At 40.1% G+C, this 21,928-nt stretch carries 18 protein-coding genes and 1 pseudogene; 2 read left to right on the top strand and 17 right to left on the bottom strand.

What is annotated here, in order from left to right:
- Positions 1 to 276: 276 nt before the first annotated feature.
- From ACMX3D_RS14820 to ACMX3D_RS14835, 4 genes are all read right to left on the bottom strand, one after another.
- On the bottom strand, positions 277 to 1,242 hold the full coding sequence (locus ACMX3D_RS14820; RefSeq protein WP_482752158.1) for an acetamidase/formamidase family protein: 966 nt from the start codon (positions 1,240 to 1,242) through the stop codon (positions 277 to 279).
- A 192-nt stretch (positions 1,243 to 1,434) separates the two neighbouring features.
- Positions 1,435 to 3,954 carry a PAS domain S-box protein gene (locus tag ACMX3D_RS14825; protein ID WP_482752159.1) on the bottom strand — a complete coding sequence of 840 codons (2,520 nt, stop codon included), beginning with the start codon at positions 3,952 to 3,954 and terminating at the stop codon, positions 1,435 to 1,437.
- Positions 3,944 to 5,803, bottom strand: coding sequence for a CheR family methyltransferase (locus tag ACMX3D_RS14830; protein ID WP_482752160.1), 1,860 nt, complete (start codon positions 5,801 to 5,803; stop codon positions 3,944 to 3,946). Before ACMX3D_RS14830 ends, ACMX3D_RS14825 begins: the two co-directional genes overlap by 11 nt.
- 313 nt (positions 5,804 to 6,116) lie before the next feature.
- Positions 6,117 to 6,338: a hypothetical protein gene (locus ACMX3D_RS14835; protein ID WP_482752161.1), complete on the bottom strand. Its 222-nt coding sequence runs from the start codon at positions 6,336 to 6,338 to the stop codon at positions 6,117 to 6,119.
- A 406-nt stretch (positions 6,339 to 6,744) separates the two neighbouring features.
- On the opposite strand from ACMX3D_RS14835, the gene ACMX3D_RS14840 reads away from it, so the two are divergent.
- Positions 6,745 to 7,125, top strand: a complete 381-nt coding sequence (locus ACMX3D_RS14840; protein ID WP_482752162.1) for a calcium-binding protein — start codon at positions 6,745 to 6,747, stop codon at positions 7,123 to 7,125.
- A 19-nt stretch (positions 7,126 to 7,144) separates the two neighbouring features.
- Here ACMX3D_RS14840 and ACMX3D_RS14845 read toward each other — a convergent pair whose 3' ends face one another.
- Positions 7,145 to 7,711 carry a sugar O-acetyltransferase gene (locus ACMX3D_RS14845; protein ID WP_482752163.1) on the bottom strand — a complete coding sequence of 189 codons (567 nt, stop codon included), beginning with the start codon at positions 7,709 to 7,711 and terminating at the stop codon, positions 7,145 to 7,147.
- Positions 7,712 to 7,889: 178 nt separating this feature from the next.
- Between ACMX3D_RS14845 and ACMX3D_RS14850 the strand changes: the two genes are divergently transcribed.
- A complete protein-coding gene (locus ACMX3D_RS14850) occupies positions 7,890 to 9,095 on the top strand; it encodes a patatin-like phospholipase family protein (RefSeq protein WP_482752164.1) in 1,206 nt (401 codons plus the stop codon).
- A 4-nt stretch (positions 9,096 to 9,099) separates the two neighbouring features.
- Here the strand turns inward: ACMX3D_RS14850 and ACMX3D_RS14855 are convergent.
- From ACMX3D_RS14855 to ACMX3D_RS14910, 12 genes and pseudogenes are all read right to left on the bottom strand, one after another.
- Positions 9,100 to 9,333, bottom strand: a pseudogene (locus ACMX3D_RS14855) (pentapeptide repeat-containing protein); the annotation flags it as partial.
- 36 nt (positions 9,334 to 9,369) lie between these two features.
- Complete coding sequence (locus tag ACMX3D_RS14860; RefSeq protein WP_482750091.1) at positions 9,370 to 10,002, bottom strand: tyrosine-type recombinase/integrase; 633 nt, start codon at positions 10,000 to 10,002, stop codon at positions 9,370 to 9,372.
- Positions 10,003 to 10,167: 165 nt separating this feature from the next.
- On the bottom strand, positions 10,168 to 11,589 hold the full coding sequence (locus ACMX3D_RS14865; protein ID WP_482750092.1) for an ISKra4 family transposase: 1,422 nt from the start codon (positions 11,587 to 11,589) through the stop codon (positions 10,168 to 10,170).
- Positions 11,590 to 11,606: 17 nt separating this feature from the next.
- The gene (locus ACMX3D_RS14870; protein ID WP_482750093.1) at positions 11,607 to 12,260 is read right to left on the bottom strand and encodes a plasmid pRiA4b ORF-3 family protein; all 654 of its coding nucleotides are present in this window, start codon (positions 12,258 to 12,260) and stop codon (positions 11,607 to 11,609) included.
- 9 nt (positions 12,261 to 12,269) lie between these two features.
- Complete coding sequence (locus tag ACMX3D_RS14875; protein WP_482752165.1) at positions 12,270 to 13,064, bottom strand: pentapeptide repeat-containing protein; 795 nt, start codon at positions 13,062 to 13,064, stop codon at positions 12,270 to 12,272.
- 122 nt (positions 13,065 to 13,186) lie between these two features.
- Positions 13,187 to 14,446 (bottom strand): M20 family metallopeptidase, encoded by a 1,260-nt coding sequence (locus ACMX3D_RS14880; protein WP_482752166.1) that lies wholly within the window; start codon positions 14,444 to 14,446, stop codon positions 13,187 to 13,189.
- Positions 14,447 to 14,666: 220 nt separating this feature from the next.
- The gene (bioD, locus tag ACMX3D_RS14885) at positions 14,667 to 15,344 is read right to left on the bottom strand and encodes a dethiobiotin synthase (RefSeq protein ID WP_482752167.1); all 678 of its coding nucleotides are present in this window, start codon (positions 15,342 to 15,344) and stop codon (positions 14,667 to 14,669) included.
- A 62-nt stretch (positions 15,345 to 15,406) separates the two neighbouring features.
- The gene (locus ACMX3D_RS14890) at positions 15,407 to 16,636 is read right to left on the bottom strand and encodes a DUF4336 domain-containing protein (protein ID WP_482752168.1); all 1,230 of its coding nucleotides are present in this window, start codon (positions 16,634 to 16,636) and stop codon (positions 15,407 to 15,409) included.
- A gap of 143 nt (positions 16,637 to 16,779) precedes the next feature.
- Positions 16,780 to 18,063: a competence protein CoiA family protein gene (locus tag ACMX3D_RS14895; protein WP_482752169.1), complete on the bottom strand. Its 1,284-nt coding sequence runs from the start codon at positions 18,061 to 18,063 to the stop codon at positions 16,780 to 16,782.
- Positions 18,064 to 18,208: 145 nt separating this feature from the next.
- Positions 18,209 to 19,651, bottom strand: coding sequence for a cardiolipin synthase (gene cls, locus ACMX3D_RS14900; RefSeq protein WP_482752170.1), 1,443 nt, complete (start codon positions 19,649 to 19,651; stop codon positions 18,209 to 18,211).
- A 9-nt stretch (positions 19,652 to 19,660) separates the two neighbouring features.
- Positions 19,661 to 20,497 carry an endonuclease/exonuclease/phosphatase family protein gene (locus ACMX3D_RS14905; protein WP_482752171.1) on the bottom strand — a complete coding sequence of 279 codons (837 nt, stop codon included), beginning with the start codon at positions 20,495 to 20,497 and terminating at the stop codon, positions 19,661 to 19,663.
- A 547-nt stretch (positions 20,498 to 21,044) separates the two neighbouring features.
- A complete protein-coding gene (locus ACMX3D_RS14910) occupies positions 21,045 to 21,890 on the bottom strand; it encodes an Rpn family recombination-promoting nuclease/putative transposase (RefSeq protein WP_482752172.1) in 846 nt (281 codons plus the stop codon).
- Between the last annotated feature and the right edge of the window lie 38 nt (positions 21,891 to 21,928).

Consider the following 21,928-nt stretch of genomic DNA (forward strand, 5'->3'; position numbering starts at 1 on the left):
TTCCCACGACAGTCCGATCAAGTCGGGAAACCCGCCCACGCGGCTGTCTCCCCGTTGTAGCAACTGGCGTGAGAGGTTTGGAGAGGGGTTTTCCAGATCCCGTGAAAAGTCAGAATTAAGAATACAGAAGTCAAGAGTCAGAATTCTAGCCATTTTTAGTCAGGACGAAAAGATAATTGATGATGTGTTGCAAATATTTTTTGAGTTGGGATCAAACTATCATCTCTCACCTTTTTCACTATTCTGGCTACTGGATTCTGAATTCTCAATACTTTCTTACAAACTAATTTTATGTGACAAGATTGATTTGGGTAACATACCATGAACTCCTTTTTGGGGACTATTCACAACTTGTGTGATGCGAAAATTGACGGCTAAACTAGATAAAACATAGGCATCTTCTGCTGATAAATTCGCAAAAAGTTCCAGAAAATTAATCATATTTTTTAAAGCTTGTTCTAAGGCTGCGTCTAAAGTTGCGGCAAAACCCATTGTGATGATGTCTGTCGGGGTTTCAGCAATAGGGGTTGTGAGTGACAAATCTTTGCGGAGTGTGAGAGAGATTCTACCGTTCATCGAGGTTTCAATGGCAGTAACATTTACTTCGCCATCTCCTTGAGCAGAATGTCCATCACCAATCGAAAATAATGCTCCAGGGACGTAAATTGGCAAAAATATGCGAGAGCCTGCTTGCAGTTCGCGGTTATCGATGTTACCGCCATAATTACCGGGTGGAATAGAATTGCGATCGCTTTCTGGTGTCGCCACACCCAGGATACCAAAAAAGGGTTTGAGGGGAATTTTGATACCACTATTTGCCGGAAATTCCGCGATATTATTGGCTAAATCTAACCCAATAAATCTTAATGCAGGTTGGGTAAATTGTTCGCTTAAGGCTCCCCAACCTGTACGAATCGCATTAAAACCAACAGGTAACCGAGGTGCGATCGCTTCTAATCTTACTTCTAAAATATCTCCTGGTTCGGCACCGCGCACGTAAATTGGCCCAGTGAGTAAATGCGGCCCCCCAGCAATTTTGCGTTCTGCTGGCAGATTTTGGCAAATATCCACAAATTCTGGAGTGAAGAATTCTGGTGGCGCTTTTTCGTAAACGTAGTAACCAGTGTAAGTTTCCACATCAATGGTGTCGCCAGAATCAATGGTAAGTGCTGGTTTGAGGAGATGAGAAAAACCACCAAGATGCACTGTTTCTTTGGTAGCTTGTAAAATGTGGTGAGTCATTACTGCTGTTCTTGTCAAGATTATTGCTTAGAATAGCGAATTACAGCAGCTCTCAAATTATTTATTTATTGCTATAGCAATCCTAAATGAGTTACGAACAAGGCATATATAGCAATTCTACAATCCAAACAAATCTGTTCCCTGTTCCCTGTTCCCTACCTCCACGAGTAGTTTGTAAATCAAATAGGATTGCTATATCACTTGCGATAAACTCCGCAATAAATCTTTGGCTGTGTAAGGTTTAGCTAAAAAAGCCTTTGCGCCAGCTTCTAGCAACTTTTGACGATGCGTAGATAAACCACTGGTAGCAATAATTTTTATATCTGGATTGATGCTACACAAAATTCGGGTAGTCATTAATCCATCTATATTCGGCATCATCATATCCATCAACACTGCGCTGATTTCTGCCCTGTGGTTAGGATAAAGGCTAAGTGCCTCAATGCCATCATTAGCAATTAAGGTTTTGTAATTATTGTTTTCTAAAGTTAATTTAGTAGTTTTTTGGATAAATTCTTCATCCTCGACAATTAAAATTAACTCACCATTGCCTGGAGTTATTTCTTCTTCTATAACTGACTCAGTAGTTGTTTCTTGTGCTATTGGCAAGTAAACATGAAACTGTGAACCTTTAGCTAATTCGCTTTTTACCTCCACAAAACCACCGTGATTCTTCACAATCCCTAAAACTGTAGAAAGACCTAATCCTGTACCTTGACCAGGTTTTTTGGTGGTAAAAAATGGCTCAAAAATGCGCTCTAAGATTTCCGGCGAAATTCCTACTCCTGTATCGGAAATAGTCACAACAATATAGCTGCCTGGAGTAACATCACCAGACATTCCAGCATAAGTTGCATCAATCAACCGATTTTCAGCCGAGATTTTGAGGATACCGCCATTGGGCATAGCATCACGAGCATTGACTACAAGATTCATGAATACCTGATGCAATTGTGTGGGGTCTGCTTTCACAATTTCTAGAGTGTTTGTTGTCGGAATTTCGGTTTTGATTTCTATAGATTTGGGAAATGTTTGTTTGATAATTTGTACTACTTCTCGGAGCAAATGGCTAACTTGCAATACAATATGTTTTTCTTCGGAACTTCTAGCAAAGCTCAAAATTTGTTGTACTAAATTAGAGCCGCGTTTGGAACTATTTTCTAATGTTTTACAAAGTTCCTGTGTTCGCGCATCAACGTTTGGTAATCTTGATGGGATTAATTGAGAAATCATTACAATGGGAGCAAATATATTGTTGAGGTCATGAGCAATACCACTGGCTAAAATTCCCAAGTTTTCTAGCCTTTGGGTATGGTAAAAATGCCGCTCCATTTGTTTTTTGTTTGTGATGTCAGTGTTGACGACTAGGATAGATTTAGGTTGTCCAAATTCATCGCGTACTAGTGTCCAGCGGCTATCAACAATAATTTCTTTGCCAGTTTTGGTGATTTGCGCTAACTCCCCATTCCAGGAACCTGTTTCGATAGTTGCTTTCAGGCTGGCTTGAATTTGAGGATGGGATTCTTTGTGAAACAACTGATGAGTTTTTTTCCCGCAGCTTTCTGTTTCTGTCCAACCATACAAGCGTTCTGCGCCTTTGTTCCAAAATAAGATGTGATTTGCTAAATCTTGGACAAAAATGGCATCGGTAACAATATTGATTAACGCTGCTTGTTCACGCATCTGCTGTTGCGTCTGTTTGAGAGCGCTAATATCCCTAACCATGACAAAATCAGCAGGTTTTCCTTCCCAGGTAATGCGGGTGCTGGTAATTTCGACATCAATGATGGAGCTATCCTGCTTACGGTGTCGCCACTCTCCACAATAGATAAAATTTTTCAACCGATACTGTTCTATGTATTGCTCAAAAGCAGGAATGTCTTCAGGCGGGCGAATATCCAAGAGGGTCATGGCTAAAAATTCTGATTGAGAATAGCCATAGTGAGCGATCGCTGCTTGATTGACTGCTAAAAAAGCGAGAGTTTCGGGATCGAAAATCCACATAGGTTTAGGATGATTTTCAAACAGCAGGCGATACTGTGCCTCTGATACTCGCAATTTCTCCTCGACTTGTTTGCGATCGCTCAGGTCGCGGAATGACCAATACAAGCGAATTAATCCCTGGCGATCGCATTCCGCCGACAAAGAAACAGCAGCAGGCAATAATTCTTTTTGTCGTGGTGTTAAAGAAACTTCTTGGTCTTGCAGCAAGTGCTTTGCTGTCCAATAAATATTTTTTTGTTGGCCTCTCACCTGGAAATATTTCCCACTTTCAGCCAGCAATTTTTTCAACTTTTCCAGTTGCTTGTAAATCACTGAATGATCTCTAAAAGCCACAAATAAAATCAGTGGTTTATTGACTATGTAATCTTGTCGGACATTGAACAAAATTTGCGCTGAGTGGTTCGCTTCTAAGATAATTCCCTGCTCATCAGTTACTAAGTAGGCATCTGGGGCAAAATCGAATAAATCTTGGTAGCGCTGACGTTCCAATTCCAACATTTGTCGAGTGTCTATTAATTCCTCGTTTTGTTGGCGTAATTCTTCTGCGGTCACGCTTAACTCTTCCAAAGCTATGGAAAGTTCGGCGATCGCAACTGAGAGCAAGTCATTACCAAAAGCAGATGCAGAATTTGCTTGTTGTTGAATTTTTTCTAAACGCTCTTGAGCAGCTGCAATTTGTTGGTCTAATTGCAAATCTTCAGGTGTCATCAGATTGGCTCTCTTTGATTAATAAAATTACTCCGGCTCTTTCCCGGTCAGCGTCGAGCAGGGGATTGTAGCTAATGTGACACTGAATCCTACGTCCTCGGCGGTTAACAGCCTCGATGACCATTTCCTGGTGTTCTGTAACTCCTGCTAGACAGTTGCGAATCGGCTCTCGTAATCGCTCCACTGGTAAGCCAATGTCGAGACTAAAGAGCGATTTCCATTGGACTTCTTCACGCCGTAGTCCCCAGAGATTTTCTGCTTCTTCATTCCAACTCAGAATATTCAATTGGCGATCAACAACAATCACTCCAGCCCGCAAGCTTGCCAAGATAGAATTTAAGAAAGAATTGACTTGGTTGAGGTCGTTGGTACGCAGGCGCAACTCTTCATTGATAGTTTGTAATTCTTCGTTGGTAGAGTGAAGTTCTTCATTCATTGTCTCCAATTCTTCGTTGGTAGATTGCAGTTCTTCGTTAGTGGTTTCTAGTTCTTCGTTAGTTGATTGGAGTTCTTCGTTGGTGGTTTCTAGTTCCTCGTTGCTAGACTGAAGTTCTTCGTTGGCCGTTTCTAGTTCTTGATTAGTGTGCTGGAGTTCTGTTTGCAGCTCATGGCAACGGGTCATATCGTTAAAAGTAATACTTACACCGATAATTTCGTGATCGTGGTCTTCTAGGGGGACAATATTTACATCTAAGTATTGGACTCGATTATCCCGTAGATGGCGGCTCACATCTGTAACTAAAATTGGGATGCGTTGTTGGTAAGCTTGCTCAATGGAAGAGCGCAACTCTAGCGGACGGTAGGAAATTTCTAAATCTTGTAAAGGGCGGCCTTGATCTAATATGTTAATGCTAAACATAGTTCTGGCAGTCTCGTTTGCCAGCACCAAATGGCCTTGATAATCCACAATTAACTGAGCAATAGGAAGGGCATCAAAAGCAGCTTCTCGCAAGCTGAAGTGTTGGGTTACATAAGTGCCTGTTTCATCCTCTGCCACTTGTAGAAAGGGAAAAAAGCGATCGCGCTGGTTGTTTTTAGGGACGCGGCGAAAAATACGGTGTTGCAAACTGATGGGAGTAAATAAGTTGGTGTGAGTTAATAACATCTCTGCTTTGCCTAACAGCAAGACACCTGTGTCATGAAGGGCAAAGTGAAAGCGATCTAGAATTTTTCCCTGGGTCTCGGCATTAAAGTACATTAGGGTATTGCGGCATACCAACAGGTCAAGACGGGAAATTGGGGCATCCTGCACCAAATCGTGGCGACCAAAAATCACTAATCGACGCAAATCAGAACGGAAAACGAAGCGATCGCCTATTGACTCAAAGTATTTTTCTCGCAGTTCTGGGGCGACAGGTTGGAGTTGTTTGGCGGTATAAGTGGCATGACGAGCTTGATTGAGGGCTTCTTCATCTACATCCGTCGCATAAATTTTGACTCGCTGGCGGAATTTCTCTACTCCCAGTACTTCTGCTAAAATTATCGCCAGCGTGTAAGCTTCCTCTCCAGAAGCACATCCCGCACTCCAAACCCGAATAGATGCTTTTTCTGGCTTATGATTGAGCAAGTGGGGGAGAGTTTGAGTTTGTAGATATTTCCAGGCACTAGCATCTCGAAAAAAAGTAGTTACATTAATCAAGATTGTGTTAAACAGAGGCACAAATTCCTCTGGGTGAACTTGCAGATAATCGAGGTATTCAGTAAAAGTTTCAATATGGTGAGTAGACATTTGCTTGTGTACCCGCCGCATGAGACTAGCACGCTTATAGCCTGTAAAGTCAAAGCCCCGCGATCGCCTGAGAAATTCCAGAAGTTCTTCAAATACTTGCTCTTCGTTGTTGGTGTTCATGACTGAGAATATGCAAACTCTGGAAAGGCTATTTTGTCTTGGCAGGTAGGCGCTTTGACATTATATTGCATTCAAAAAACAGTTTATATAGTTTTTAGTCTCTAAGCTCAAATTTAGAGACAAATCCTAACAGGAAAATGTGAAGAATATGTGAAAGGAAGTATATCTGACTTTTCAGGGGATCTGGAAAACCCCTCTTCTGCGGACTGCCTCACCACAGTGCTGGCTCCCCTACAAGGAGGAGTCACTGCGTTCGGTCGCCAGACTCCTTTGTTCTAGTCAATCCTCTGCACTCTGCTTATTACAAGTCTTATTAAATACACCTTAAGATAGTTTCTTTATCAATAAGTTGAGTTTTTATTTGCAGTTCAGAGAATTTATTTAATGGGTAGATAGTTGTTGCAAGTTGATTGACTTTATCATCTAATTTATCTTCTTTCCCTGGTTCAACTTCAGCAGTACAAACTGTTAATTCATAGCGTTTTGAGTGTTTATTCAGCGCAGCGATCGCTACTAGATATAATTTGTTAGCCATAAGCCAATACCGTCGGGAAACTACAAATATTAATTTAAACAACAATCTCTCTTAGACTGATTTCAGATTTTACAGAAGCAAAGTGAATAACTTGTAAATATATCAGCAGATGTTAGCGTATCTAGACTTTTTTAGTTCACTTACTACCCATACCTCTGCTCTCAAAACACTTAACTTCAAAAAATTTCTAGATTTCTGAGAAAAACCCGGAAATTAATACCATTTTGGATTATGTGTACATAGTCACTTAGATGAGGACTTGTTGATTGCTCATAGCCTGGAAGATACTGGGTTGATACTTGGAGTTCAGCACTTTGCTATATGAGACAGCCGCAAAAAAATTGACAGTCAATAGCTAAAGCGATATACCATATCAAGGTGCAATATACGCAAGTTTTTTATTGTTATGTCTAATATTGAACGCGACGAAACTAGAGAACAGCGCATCGCCACAGAAATTATTGTTGATGCGGAAGATAAAGAAGATCGAGCGATGGGTTGGTATTATTACTTAGAAGAAGCCTTGAACTGTCCGTTTATGGCTAAGTGGACAAAAAAATCCCGCAAAACATCGACAACAGAGAAAAAACAAGTCGAAGTGCTAGGAATGGCCCCTGATGATGAGTGTTTAAAAGATATGTATGTGGAAGTCGCTGACATCAATGGTAATGATGATGATGTCTATTCTGCAAAATTATCAGAAATACAGGCTATTGATGCAGATGATGAAACCCAAGAAGCGATCGCAGATTGGCACTATTGGCTTGCTAGAGGATACAAATTCTAGAGTATAGCCATTTAGCTGCTCAATTATCTGATAAATAGCGAATAATCCGACAGGGGTTTCCCGCAGCGACGACATTTGCAGGTATATCTTTAACCACCACACTACCAGCCCCAATTGTGCTGTTGTCGCCAATTGTTACCCCTGGGCAAATTATTGCACTTCCACCTATCCAGACATTGTTACCAATTTTAATTGGTGCAGCTAATTCTCTACCAGTTAGACGAATTTCTGGTTCTACAGGATGATAAGCAGCATAAATCTGCACGTAAGGCGCACACAAAACGTTATCACCAATTTCAACTATATTGCAGTCTAAAATTACACAACCATAGTTCATAAATAATTTATTACCAGCATAGATATTACTGCCGTAGTCACAGTAAAATGGCGGCACAATGGTAATTTTTTCTCCTACTTTACCCAATAATTCCTGTAATATTTGTTGTCTTTGCTCTGGTTGGTCAGCAATCGTACTGTTGTATCTTTGCAAAAGACGACTAGCTCTTCTATTCTCAGCCATTAGTTCTGGATCTTCTGCTAAATATAACTCGCCAGCCAACATTTTTTGTTTTTCTGTTTTTTTCATAAGAAATTTTGCAGCTTTATTAAATAAAACCTAATAATTTACAACCAATTTTCCAGGCTAGGTTTAAATTATAATAATCTTGAAATTTAAAATTTAAACCAACAACTTGTTAATAAATCTGAAATTTGCTTTCGGTTATTAAACGAAGTAAAAAAATTTAGAAGAAATTCGGAGGAATATGCCTTTTCGGATTTTAAGCTTGGATGGTGGCGGAATTAGGGGAGTAATTGCTGCAACTATTTTGGCAGCTATTGAACAGCAAATTAATCAACCTTTGCATGAGTATTTTAACTTAATAGCAGGCACTTCTACAGGGTCAATTTTAGCATCTGCGATCGCCACAGGACGCAACAGCCAAAATATCATTGATTTATACACACAAAAAAGCTCAATTATCTTCCCCTACAGCAGTCTTTTTTCTTTACAGCGGCTTCCTCTCATCCTGAAATATGGGATATCTGCACCAAAGTTTTCTGATTCTGGTTTAATTCAAGTTCTTCAAGAAAATTTAGGTGAGACAAAATTATTTGATATTCCTGAACCAAAATTATTAATTACTTCCTACGACACCATTGCTAGAGAACCAATTATATTTAAAAGTTGGCGGCAAGACAAAGATTATGGCAATGTACCACTGTGGGAAATCTGCGTTTGTTCTGCCTCTGCGCCTACTTATTTTCCAGCACATAAACTAGATAGAACAGTCAATGGTAATGTTGAAAGAGCTACAGAAAATACTATTACGATAGATGGTAATGCTTCCCATACAGAAAACCTTTATAACAATACACAAATAAGAATTGTGAGTGGTACAGGTAGAGGTCAAACTCGCACTATTAAAAAATATAAAGGTTATACACGAGAAGCTTTGTTAGATTCGCCTTGGGAGAGGATACCAGATAATACTGCAACCTATTCCATTAAATGTATCTATTCTGCGATTGATGGTGGTGTTGCGGCTAATAACCCATCAGCTTGTGCTGTAGCTGAAGCTGTAAGATTAGGCCATGCAATTGAAGATATTACCATTCTTTCTATAGGTACAGGCGATCGCACACGCATCATCCCATTTGCACAAGCCGAAGGCTGGGGTTTGATACAATGGGCGCAGCCAATTATTGGTATATTGTTTGATGCTTCGTCTGGAGTGCATGAGTACATCACCAACCAGATAATTCCAGACCACCAGATGCTACGCTTGCAGTTTAAGCTAGATAGAGAGCTGATTGGTAAGCGATTAAGTGATGATATTGATGATGTCAGTGCTGAGAATATTCAGAATTTAATCGAAGCAGCAAAAGCTTATATGCAGCAGCCATCAATACAAACTGCATTGAAGGAATTTTTACGCATAAACGAAGAAGGTAGGACGGGAACTAGTTAAACAGTTATTGCCAATGTTTGGGATATTCGAGGTAGTCTGGCAGAATAGTGGTGCGATCGCCCTTCGCTGAGTCAATCTGCCATTGTTCTAAGTCTTTAATTCCTGTTAAGTTAGCTCCATATAGGTTAGCTCCTTTAAGTCCTGCTTGTTGAAGTTTAGCTGAACGCAGATCTGCTCCTTGTAGTTCACATCCTTTGAGGGTTGCCTTTTGCAGGTTAGCAAGATTGAGAACTACCCCTTGTAGGAGAGCGAAAAATTTCGGGGGAGATGGGCATTAATCATCCCAAAGACCTTGAAATTTAGTAGATGCAAGTTCGGTGTAACGAACTGTGTGCTGAATATTTTTATGTCCCAGGTAACTCTGAATTGTCCGAGTGTCAATACCTCGATTAGCCAAGTAATAGCCCGTTCCATGCCTTAGCATATGAGCATGGACTCTGAAAGGTAGACCAGCTAACTCACCAGCTCGTTCAACAATGCCGGCGATCGTATCATGTGCCAACGGGCCATGTCGAGAGGACTGGAAAACGTAGGGACTAGCAGGATAATCTCTTTGAAGCTTGCGGAGAGAACGAATTTCCTCAGAGTAAAGAGGATGAGTAGATGGAGTACCTTTTTTAACCCGCTTCACGTAAATTGTACCACCATTCCAATCTATTTGTTCCCAGCGCAGAGATGCCACCTCTGCCACTCGCAATCCGTGACGATAGATTAACAAAATTAGGGTTGAGTTTCGATGAGCATGGCGACCCTTGGATTTTTTGATAGCTGACCGCATCAACTCAACTTCTTCTGGTAACAAATGTTCTCTAGTCCTAACCTCTGAGTATTTGTGAGAGTTAGGCGACTGACGCTCTCCTTTTTGAGTTTTACCAACTTTCGGTACTTGGAGGAGCTGCTTGATCATGACCCAAACCCCTAAAAAGCTTGGGGTATACGAGCTGATTTTACCAACTTAGACACGAAAGTTGGTAAGCACAAAGACATAAAAACCAAGCCAGTCTTCTACAGAAATCTTTGACTATAAAGTAAATTTAATTACACTGCTTTGCGTTTTTTAAAGCATAAGACTTTAGCGTATTGCCCGTTCGCTATCGACCTTAAATCCGGGATACCATTGCTGGAATTTGCTAACCCACTCATCATTTAAAACTTTAGTTCGGACTTGGATTAGGAGATGACTTCCTTCTGGAGTCCACCGCATCTGTTGTTTTTTAACGAATCGTTTGCTAATCACTTGATTGACGGTAGATTCTACAAACGAGCTAGAAATACGTTCTCCATTCCGGTAGCGTTCGCCATAATTTGGAATATACTGACCATTATTTGAGATGTAAGTTTCAAATTCCTCTAAATAGTCAGAGAGTTTTTCTGCTTCCAGGCTTGGTTCAGTATCATAATCATCTGAAGCTAATGCACAGGCACTATCCATTAAATCTTCAATTTTTGATAATGCTTTAAATACATTCCCATGCCACAAATACCACTTTAAAGAAGTCAAATCTTTTTGGATTGATTCGCTCGAAATACCTGTTTCTACATCTTCTTTAGTTATACCTTTGGCAATTTGTTTCATCACAGTGATCCGCATTGTGATGTGAAACCAATCGAGTATATGTTCTGCATTAGGGTTCAGATAATACTGTAAGTCACGAATACTTTCTTCACCATCTGATAAAAATGTGACCTGTTGGTTCATTTGCATCCCTTGAGATTTTAGCACCTCAAATATACGGCGTTGCGGTTTGGTATCGTAACAATAAACCATGCCAAAACGCTTGGATGTACCGTCAGCTTTTATACTCTTGCCTGCAATAACCTGAAACTGACCTGCTGTTTTAGTTTTTCTGTTATAGAAACGAACATATCCTCCATCCATACCTACTACCAACGGTAAATCAGGTCTGGGAAGCCTATCCCAATCTCTCTGGCAACCCTCAAATAATATTCCGACTTCTTCTGGTAATTCTGATTCCAAACGCTGACCAAGTGAGTGTAGATTGTTGCGTATAGATGTAGCGTTTATTTCTCCTTTTACTGGTAGTAATTCTTGTAATAATTTGCTAGACAGTCCATAAGACATTAGGGATGCAAATTTTGATTCTAGGTAGAGCAATTCGGGTGATGTACGCTCTTTTAATAGGTTTGCTACTGGGTTAAAACTACGAGTTGTTTGCTCACTACAAGCACAGTTAAATAATCGATGACATTGCAGTTTTAATTTACCAAAAGGTGTTCTATGTGTGATTGTTCGTTTATCTTTATGCAATAACTTCTTGCCACAATCTGAGCATAATTCCTGCTGTTTTTGATATTCTGTAATTTGTTGATTAACTATGCTGCGTTGTGTCTGAAGCAATAATTCTTTGCCTTGGTCTAGCGATAGTCCTAAGTTTTCCGGTTGTAGATTACCCTTTTCAATTTGTAAAACTTCTTGGATTAATTGGGTTTCTCCTGATTCTGATTCAACAACTACTTGGATTTTAAATTTCACACTATCCCCTTAAACAATTACATCAATTCTCTGTCTCCGGTAGCGTATTTTAGTAGATTTTGGTTGACTTTTTGACGGTCAAAACAGTTTTGATACACTAGTAGCCAAGTTAGTAACGAGCTTGCTTCTTCTCTATCCATGTCAAATTTCTTGTTCTCTAACATTGAAGCAAAACGCTCTAACACGTCAGAAATAAAAAATTCTTCCCTTGCTTTCATGAAGCCCCAAGGGCCACCACAGTTCTCAGGGGGGCAAACACCTTTACCGCCAGTGCAGATTGGGTAAGTTTGCGTTGGATCTGGAGTATGTATCGCTTCTACTCTGATTTGATGCCGCCACCAATAACGCCATGCACCCATTAATGGGCAAATACTGAAGTCATATTCGTATAAAAATTTCTCTTTCTCCCTCAAACCAAGGGACGAGAGTTTTACTTCACAGGCGCGATCGCTAAATACTGTTCCCCCTGGTTGGGTAATCCCGTACTGCTTACCGTGGATGATGAAATGATGGAGGTGAATATCTTCCCACCCCATTGCCAACTGGATCGTGTAATGCAAATCTTCTATTGTGCTATCGCTGCTGACTTTTATACGCCGCCAAATCATGGGGCTGATGCTCAACAGCACCACTTTTAATTGATATATGACTCTTTCAGCCGGATCAATCATTGAGTCATCTTACCGCGTCTTGTCCCTCATCTCCCCCGAAATTTTTCGCTCTCCTTGTAGGTTAGCTCCTTCTAATCTTATCTCTTGCAGGTTAGCAAAATTGAGGACTGCCCCTTGCAGGTTAGCTCCTTCTAATCTTATCCCTTGCAGGTTAGTAAAATTGAGGAATGCTCCTTGTAAGTTAGCCATATTTAGTTTTGCTCGTCGGATATCGATATTACTTAAATCAAGCTTTTGATTTTCTTGCTCATTGTCACAATTACGTCGTCCAATAACAGTGAGTGCAGCTTGAATATCTGTGCGAATTTTTGGTATTTGCTCTGTCTCGGTGTTTTCTTCTTCCAGTTTTCTAGGCGCATTCTCTCGCACAAACGCCGTAAGAACTTCCATAATTGTCCAGTGGTCTTTTGAGGAATCCTTAGCAATTCTTTCTAACGTATAAATTGCACCTAATCGTACTTCAATCTTGTCGCTTCCAAGCTGCTCAATGGCTTTTGCAAAGCGTTCTGTTATTTGTTTATCTTCTGCTATTACAGCGTTTTTAAGTGCAGCCTCAGCATTTTTTAAGGCAGCTTTGGCACTTTCATTCGCAGCTAAAGCACTTTTCTCCATAGCTTCCGCACGCTTGGCTGCATAGAAAGCGTTAATAAATACAGCAATTCCGGCAAAAATTGTTCCGGTTGTTGTTAAGGCTTTAATGCCATAATCTAACCTCTGTTCTGTTGTTAAACCCTCAACTTTTACAAAGAATAAAACAACTCCTGCTAAAGAAAGAATAAATATAATTGGTAAGATTGTTAACAAAGTTCTCAGAGCGTCTGTATTGTTCTCAGACATAAATGATTCCATATTTTAGCGTTGCTGATGATGGTATCAAAAGCTCACGCAAAGGCGCAAAGACGCAAAGTAATTTTATGCCAATTAACTCAACTAAAAAATTTCTCCACGCAACGGATGAATATTTCCACACCCATTGGTAAGACTGTTTCATCAAAATCAAAACGTGGGTGATGATGGGGATATGCTAAGTCTTTTTCTGGATTAGCAGAACCGAGGAAGAAGTAACAACCGGGAACTTCTTTTAAGAAGAATGACATATCTTCGCCGCCCATTGTTTGGCATTCTGGCACAATTCCTACAGGCGTTTCTACCACTTCTTCCGCAATCGATCGCACTAATTCTGCAATCCCCGCATCGTTAATTACTGGGGGATATAAACTCCAATATTTTAAGTCATAGTTTGCACCGTGACTTTGGCAAATTCCAGCAATTATTTGCTCGATACGCTGTTTAAAAAAGCCTTCAAATGCTGGGTTAAAATATCTCACTGTGCCTTTCATATTGGCTGTGTCAGCAATTACATTGTGGGCTGTACCAGCATGAAGCGCACCAACAGTCACAACTGCGGAATCTATGGGGTTAACATTCCTAGCGACAATAGTTTGTAAGGCGTTGACAATTTGGGCTGCAACTACAATTGAATCAACAGTTTGATGGGGAATTGCACCATGTCCACCTTTGCCTAAAATTGTGCAGTTGAATAACTCTACAGCCGCCATCAACGCACCAGCACGAACACCGACAGTTCCCAAAGGAAGGTTATTCCACAGATGTAAACCAATAATGGCATCCACATCAGGGTTTTTTAGTACCCCAGCCTCAATCATCGGTTTTGCACCGCCCGGCCCTTCTTCGGCTGGCTGGAAGATGATTTTCACAGTGCCAGCAAAGTCTTGCCGATGCTGCTGGAGATAGTATGCTGTACCTAATGCGATCGCTGTATGTCCATCATGTCCACAAGCGTGCATAATTCCATCATGCTGCGATTTATAAGGTACTTCGTTCAATTCTTGAATGGGCAAAGCATCCATATCTGCCCGAATTGCTAATACTTTTTTAGTGCTGAGTGCTGAGTGCTGAGTGCTGAGTGCTGAGTTTTGAGTGCTGGGTTTTGTTCCTTGAATCGTTGCTACAATGCCAGTCTTAGCAATACCAGTTTGATGTTCAATTCCCCATGCTTGCAATTGACTGGAGACAAACTCAGCCGTCAGTTTTTCTTGAAAGCCTAATTCTGGTTGTTGATGTAGCCGCCGCCGCCACTCGACTAATTGTGGTTGCAATGAGCGAATTGAGAGTCGCACACGGGATAAGTCAACAGAATAAGAATTGGGGAATGTGGAAACCATGATAGCAACAAACTGGTAGAAGACGGCTGAGATTGAGTTAACGTAAGTTCGATGAACCTCTCCCCAACCCCTCTCCGACGCGGAGAGGGGCTGAAATATCTTTATATACCAACGAAAATTTAAACCTTTGAAGCCTCTCTCCTTGCAGGGGAGAGGTTTGGAGAGGGGTTTTTAAATTCATCAACTTTACGTTGGCTTATGTTCTCAGTTTAATATTTTCTTAAATATTTAGCGCTTCTAAGTTTAAATTGGATGCGGCATGGGCAAGTTTATCTAAATCTGCTGGATTATCAAAATAAGGCAAGCAGCCTAAAACCGGGATGTGTGTGAATGATTCAATTACCTCTGGTGGTGTCCAGTCGGCAATCTCTGCATCGGTACGAGGTTGGATGCAGTTTAGTACAATGCCTATGAGGTTTATCCGTGACTGTCTAGCTAATGCGACATTAGCCACTGCTTGAGATATTGCACCTAATCTCACTGGAACTACCAAGACTGTCGGTAAGCGCCATTCTCCGGCGATGTCAGCAACAGTTAATTCGTTAGTCATGGGTGAACCTAACCCACCGGCAGATTCTACCAAAAGAAATTCATAGCGCGATCGCAATTCACATAAAGTTTTCCACACTACAGCTAAATCAACTTGACGATTTTCTTTTTCGGCAGCGATGGGTGGCGCTAGAGGCGCTTGAAAATACAAAGGTGTAATTTCTGCGGGTGATTGTTCTAGCTTAAACAGATTTTGATACCACTCGCGATCGCCAATTCCCGACTGTATTGGCTTCATAATTCCCCAGTGACGCTGCGGATAATATTTTTGCCAATAAGCTGCTAATGCTGTTGTTAATACAGTTTTGCCAGCTTCGGTGTCAGTTCCAGTAATTAGTAATGTATTCAACAATCTGCTTTAAAAATCTTACGAGACGTAAATATAGCGGAAATCTTCACTAATTACAAATCTCAGACTTTCTCCTTTGCAGGCGGCACAATTTTAGTCTTATTTAAACCTGCGTCAATTTCCTGCAAAATTTTAAAATCTTCTGCTGGCAAAGGATAACTACTAGTATTAAATAAACCTGCACTGGCAGCAGGTTGCTTTTCTAAAAAAGCAAATGCTTGGCGAAATTGTTGCGGTTGGGCTTTAATTGGTGCGTCAAAATGGCAGGGAATAATCCACTGAAAATCCCAGCTTGCCACTTTATCAGCCCAGTTAAGTGTTTCTCTGGGTGCGCGGTTAAGAATAAGAGTTTGTAAAACTGGTGCGACAAACAAACGTCCATCACCGCGCAGGGCATGAAATGACCTCTGCCAGTTATCTTGCCATTTGAAGGGAAATAAACCAAAATAAGCTTTGCGAGAACGTTCTGGTGCTTTGAGGGCATCGCGGAACACTTCGCCCCAAGCAGGTACTTCTAAAACGCTGGGTTGGAAGTATAAAGCAAACAATGTGATGCGTTGCCATCCTTTACGGCGATTTGCTTGATTATCAGCAACAACATCAGAACCTTTTTCTTTGGCGTGAAATAGTAAAGGATAAGGGTCAAGTTGCACGATCGCTGGTGGTTCTTCTGGTACTGACACCACCGAATCTGTTACTAATAAAGTGTGCGATCGCTTATGAAAAAATGCCACTTCTGTAAACTTACCTGGGCCAAGGTCAATCGTCTTCAAGATTGCATAGTCAAACTCGTCGGCAAAAGGCGCTTTACTACAGTCTTCTGGTAATACTTGAGTTCGTTTCGCAGGCAAACCCAACCAACTTAATGGTAAATTCAACGGAAAACTCCATTGATTTGGGGCGACAAATACCTGTGCATTGGGAAAGCATCTGGCGAAGGGGCCGACGAAGACTTTATGTTCAATACCGGAGATAGTTGGCAAGATAATGTATTTGACATCACCGTGTTCTGCAACTAACTCCTGCACAAGTTGAAGACATTCTTTTGTCGGTGCAACAGGCGCATAGACAAGTAAACCACCTGCATCTAGCTTGACAACTGTCATGCGAATTGGCACAACAACGTAAAAGATGCCCTGCAATTGGTCAAAAGTCCAGATGGTATTTTTGATGACTTCTTTACGAATTGTTCGCCGTCTGCCGTAGGGGTAGAGTGGCACAATTGGCCAGAATGGCCAGGAAATATCTTTGGGATGAATTTGTTCTGTTATTGCACGTTCATCGTGAGCCACCCTACGACCCCTCCGAATCTTAATACTTAAGTTTATTCGTTATCTCCGAAGTTGGAGTTTAGCAAATTCTGGAGCTAAGAAACTAGATAATTTTTTTCTCACGCAAAGGCGCAAAGGCGCAAAAGAGTTTGCAAGAGTTCGACCTACATACTCGGAGGAAATAATTGAGCCAAGTCGATAGGGCTTCCCCAATAGTTAATCATACATTTATTATTTTCAATGCTGATGATTTCCTCGCCATAAGGATTCCACCAGGATGGTGCATTTTTCCATGAAACGCGATTGCCAACTTTCCAGATTAATGGTGTTTGGGGTTCAAGTTTATCTGGCTCTGGAGTTGTTTTCGCTGTCTCTTCTATAGTTGAGCCACAGATGGTTTCTTTCCAATTAACGATACTGACTAATTCTATGGATACAATTTGGCGTTGTTCACTATATAAAGGTTGGATTAAAACTGTTTTCTTACATATTGGTTCAATTGCATGAATAATACCTTCTATCACTTGTCCTTGGATATTCACGTACCAACCAATAAGGTCATCATGATGAATCCCTGATTTAAGCAGATCCACAACCGGAGTTAAGGATTTACATAACTCTTGGTGTTCTTCAGGGATAAAGGGGTTGCGATTTTTTGATTCTCCTTTTTCATCGGGTAATAAAGAAATATTAGAACCCGTAGACACTTGTAGAGCTTTTTCTAATAATTGGGCATGGCTTTCTATAGTTGCTTTTATGCCATTCTGGTTAGGATTGTAAAGTGTAAATTCAATATTTCTAATTTTTTCTTTAATAATTTTTTGCTCAAAAAAACCATTATCATATAACTCTTCATAAGAGTCTTTATAAACCTCTGTTGTATGTGCAAAACCATAGCACAGTATTGCTCGTTCTACAGCCGTATAGCTGTTGTCACCACATCGCCAGTCTGTTATATCAATACCCGCTGCTTTGTGTCTAAATGACCTATCTGCTTGTTTCTGTGCAGAGATGCCAGAAGTTTGAACTTCAACAGCGAATATGGGTTTATCGTTATTTCTTATCAGAATATCAGGACGATTATAACCATTTGGATTATTAATATTTTTCTCGATTTCTATGCTTATATTTTTAAATCCGGCGTAGCTTGCCGCTTCTTTATACCTGCACTGAGTTTCAACTTTTATCCATAAATGCTCAATTGATTCGCCCATGTTGCGAGTAGGACAAAGGTTATTAGCTTCTTCGCTTTCATGTCTAAAAAAGGAGGCAACAGTTATTCTTCTGTTGTTCACTTTTTTGAAAAACTGTGGAACAAAATGTAGAACACCTTGGCAGATAGGACATATTTTTAATCCTGGATACTCAGATTCTAGCTCCTCTAGAGTTTTGTAATCTTCTGATTTTATTGGTTTTTGCCCTTCTACATGAAATGCAATTGGTGTCATACTTGACTTTCACTAAATATAGTTACCATTTAACAGTTGCTACCATATTATTTTCTCATTAAATTATATGCTTTGGCAAACACTCTTTCTTGGCGACTTTGCGCCTTTGCGCGAGACAAAAAATACTTATGTAAGAGGTCTATTGTTACAACAAAGGCGTGAGTAAGCGAGATATTCTCACAGCTAACTTGAACCACAAAGGTTTTTTGTCGTACTCGGAAAAATTTACGGCAACGGAGGTTGCTAAATCGGTTTTCAACATTTTCTCGACGCTGTTGACAAATTGAGAATTGATAATGAAACTCATAACTTCAAAGTTGAGAAAGAATGAGCGATTATCGAGGTTGACTGTTCCTACTCCTGCTAAATCATTGTCTATGAGGATGATTTTTTGGTGCATGAATCCATGTTTATAGCGATAAAATTTGATGTCTATCGCTTTCATTTCGTTGTAGTAAGAGAATGAACACAGATAAACAAATAAGTGATCGGGACGGTTTGGTAAGATAATTCGGACATCGACACCGCGCATTGCTGCTAATTTTAAGGCTGTTAAGGTTGAATCATCTGGGACAAAATAAGGAGTGGCAATCCAAAGACGAGATTGTGCTTGATTGATAGCATTAACGAAAAAAAGTTGGCAAGCTTTGTGTTTATCTGCGGGGCCTGTGGGTAAAACTAATGCAGTTTGATTAACTTCCCAGTTAGGTTGCACTTGCCAATTAACATCAATAACTTTGCGCGTTGCCCAATACCAATCTTGCAAAAAAGAACTTTGCAGACTTTGAACAGTCGGCCCTTGCAGTTTTATATGGGTGTCACGCCAAGGACTGAGACGGCGATTTTTACCCACGTAGTCATTACCAATATTTAAACCACCAGTAAATGCTATTTCACCATCGACAACTAAAATTTTGCGATGGTTACGGAAATTAAGTTGGAAACGATTACCTCTACCTTTAGTAGTGTGAAATGCACTTACTTGAATTAAATTTTGACGTAGAGAGTTGATATAAGTGCGAGGTAATTTGTTAGAACCAATTTCATCGTAGAGAAAATAGATGCGTATGCCTTGTTTTGCTTGGGCAATTAAAGCTTCTTTAAATTCATTACCTGATTCATCATCATCAACAATGTAAGATTGCAGCAAAATATAGTCTTTTGCAGAAGCGATCGCACTCAACATTGCAGTGTAAGTTTGCTGTCCATCAATTAATAATTCGGTAGCATTACCTGATGTAAAAGAAATGCCTGTAAATGTTTCCGCTAATGGTTCCAGTGACTTTAATTTTGCTGGTATTGCAACTTTAAATTTAGTAATTTCACTATAAGCTTGATGAACTAATTTTTGATGTTGGGCAAAGACTGAGCGCAGGGCTTCAGCATATCCGTGAAATTTAGTTCTGCCTAAAATCCAGTATAAAGGGAGAGCCAGCCAGGGAAATGTTACTAAAGAAATACTCCAGGCGATCGCACCACGCGAAGAACGCACAGTCATAACTGCATGGGCAGCATAGCCAATTCCCAAGGCATGAACTACAACAGTAGCCGCACTCAAAAACGTGAGGACGCTAATGTCTACAAGCATCTTTATTTTTTACGTATCGACATAACTAAATTCTGCCAGTAATGGTTTGTGATCGGATGAATAAATTTCGTCTAAAACCTTAGCACTGGACTGTTTTTCAGTTAATCCTCGATAAAAAATATAGTCTAGGGGGGGTGACAATAAGAACCTTTTAATCTTCTTGCTTTCATGGATGGCAAATTCTACTGGTCTTAAGCCTAATTTAGTTACAGCCTTATCTAAAATAATTGCTCTTTGGCGATTCCAAGTATTAAAGTCACCCGAAAAGATAATCGGCCCATGATGTGTGGATAATGCTAACTCTATTTCTTGTAACTGAGTTTTGAATTTGTTTATATCGACAAAGTTAATTAAATGACTATTGATAGTTAAAAGTGTTTTTGATTGATTAGATAAAGGATATTCCGTAATTAGTGAAACCTTGGGCGTATTAACCAGAGGTTCATAGTGTTTAGTGACTATGGCTTTTTTAGTGAGAGGACTAATGTTAGTTGCTGTTAAAATCCCGCAATAAGTTTGATGATGAGCATCGAGAAAATTCGGAGCATAAGCCCAACTAAAATTTGTCAAACCAATAATTTGTTCTACACCCACGCCCATACGAACTTCTTGGAGGAAGATTAAATCTGGCTGATACTGCCTCAAAATGCGGTAAAAATCTTTAAACCAAGCTTTTTCAAAGTTATTTTTAGCAATATTCCAGTTTAAAACTTTAATCGAGTGAGGATTTAGTTCTGTTTGCAGTTCATGACTGTTGTCAAGGGTAGACTCGTGAGTACGAATGAACCGATAAGAGGGAACAAACTGTCTGGCAAAAGAGGCGACGTTTTCTTTGAAGTCAGACATGACTCAAATTTAATTAAACTTTATCTAGCTTAACTCTTGACTCTTGCCTTGCAGCTAAAGGAAGTAGGATTTTAGTTAAATGATAAGGGTTGGAAGTAGAGCATTCACCCTTTTTACTCGACAAGTCGTATTCAGAACTCGAAATTTTATGTTCCGAAGTCAACTATTCACCCTTTTTACTCGACAAGTCGTGTTCAGAACTCGAAATTTTATGTTCCGAAGTCAACTATTCACTCTTTTTACTCGACAAGTCGTGTTCAGAACTCGAAATTTTATGTTCCGAAGTCAATCATTCACTCTTTTTACTCGACAAGCCGTGTTCAGAACTTAAAGCTTTGTGTTCCGAAGTCCAGCGATCGCTTTTTGAGCTTGCAAGTAAAGCCCTAACTTTAACTTAACAGTGATTACATGAGCAAATTGGCATGAAAAATACTCTGCGTTTCTCTGCGCTAACCTCAGCGCCACTCTGCGTTTAAAAAATTACATTTTTAAATTTTGCTTTGTTTCAGTAAGTTACCATGAATAGCGATCGCTTGAGTGCTTTCTGTTATGCACTCTGCTGTACAGCCTTCTGAACAGCTTCTAAAGTAACATTAAGCTGTTGAGCAATCTGTTCTACAGTCATCCCTGTTTTTACTAAAAGTGGAACAGTAACTTTTAACATTTCAGCTTCCCGTTCTTCTCGACCTTCTTCTCGACCTTCTTCTCGGCCTTCTTCTCGACCTTCTTCCCAACCCTCAGCTTTTGCTTCTTGATAAACCCTTGTTTGCTCTAAAGTTATACCCAGCATAGCTTCTACTTCCTCTCTACTCAAAGACGAAAACTTGTAAACAGCAATCGTGGTAATAATATCTATGATTTCGTTTTTCGGCAGTGCGTCAGTTGACTCTAATTGTACCCGCTGAATTAATTGCTTTGCTTGCTCCGCCATTTCACTCTCGGAGGCAATGGTCAACTGCAATAAATTAATGCCTATTGGCTGCTGGTTGAAAACTCCTAACTCATCCAAATAAATGCGCTGCACTTGGTCGCTGTTCAAAAACATTCGATGAGTTCTTGTATCGCTTGGTTCTAAACTGCGAGATGGAAAAATGACTACACAATACCAGTCATCGTACTGAGATTGATTCCGGTACAAATATGTCAGAGATTCAGTAAAGAAGCGATGATAGAGAGCCTCGTCTTTCTGAAATTGAACTTCTGCAAAAAAGATAATTCTGGGTGTAGCACCCTCTGGCGGTAAGAAAATTCCATCAATCCGAAACGCAGTTTCTTTTACCTCAACCGATTCAAATCGATAGTTCTGCGCCTGTTCAGGACGGTAATTAACGAGTTCAAAAATCAACGCCGGAAAACGTTTAAAAATCTGGTAATAAATGGAGTCACGTTTCACTGAAATATCGAAATAGGCTGATTATCGACTATTAATTT

This window comes from Anabaena sp. TISTR 8404 (genome assembly GCF_056847745.1).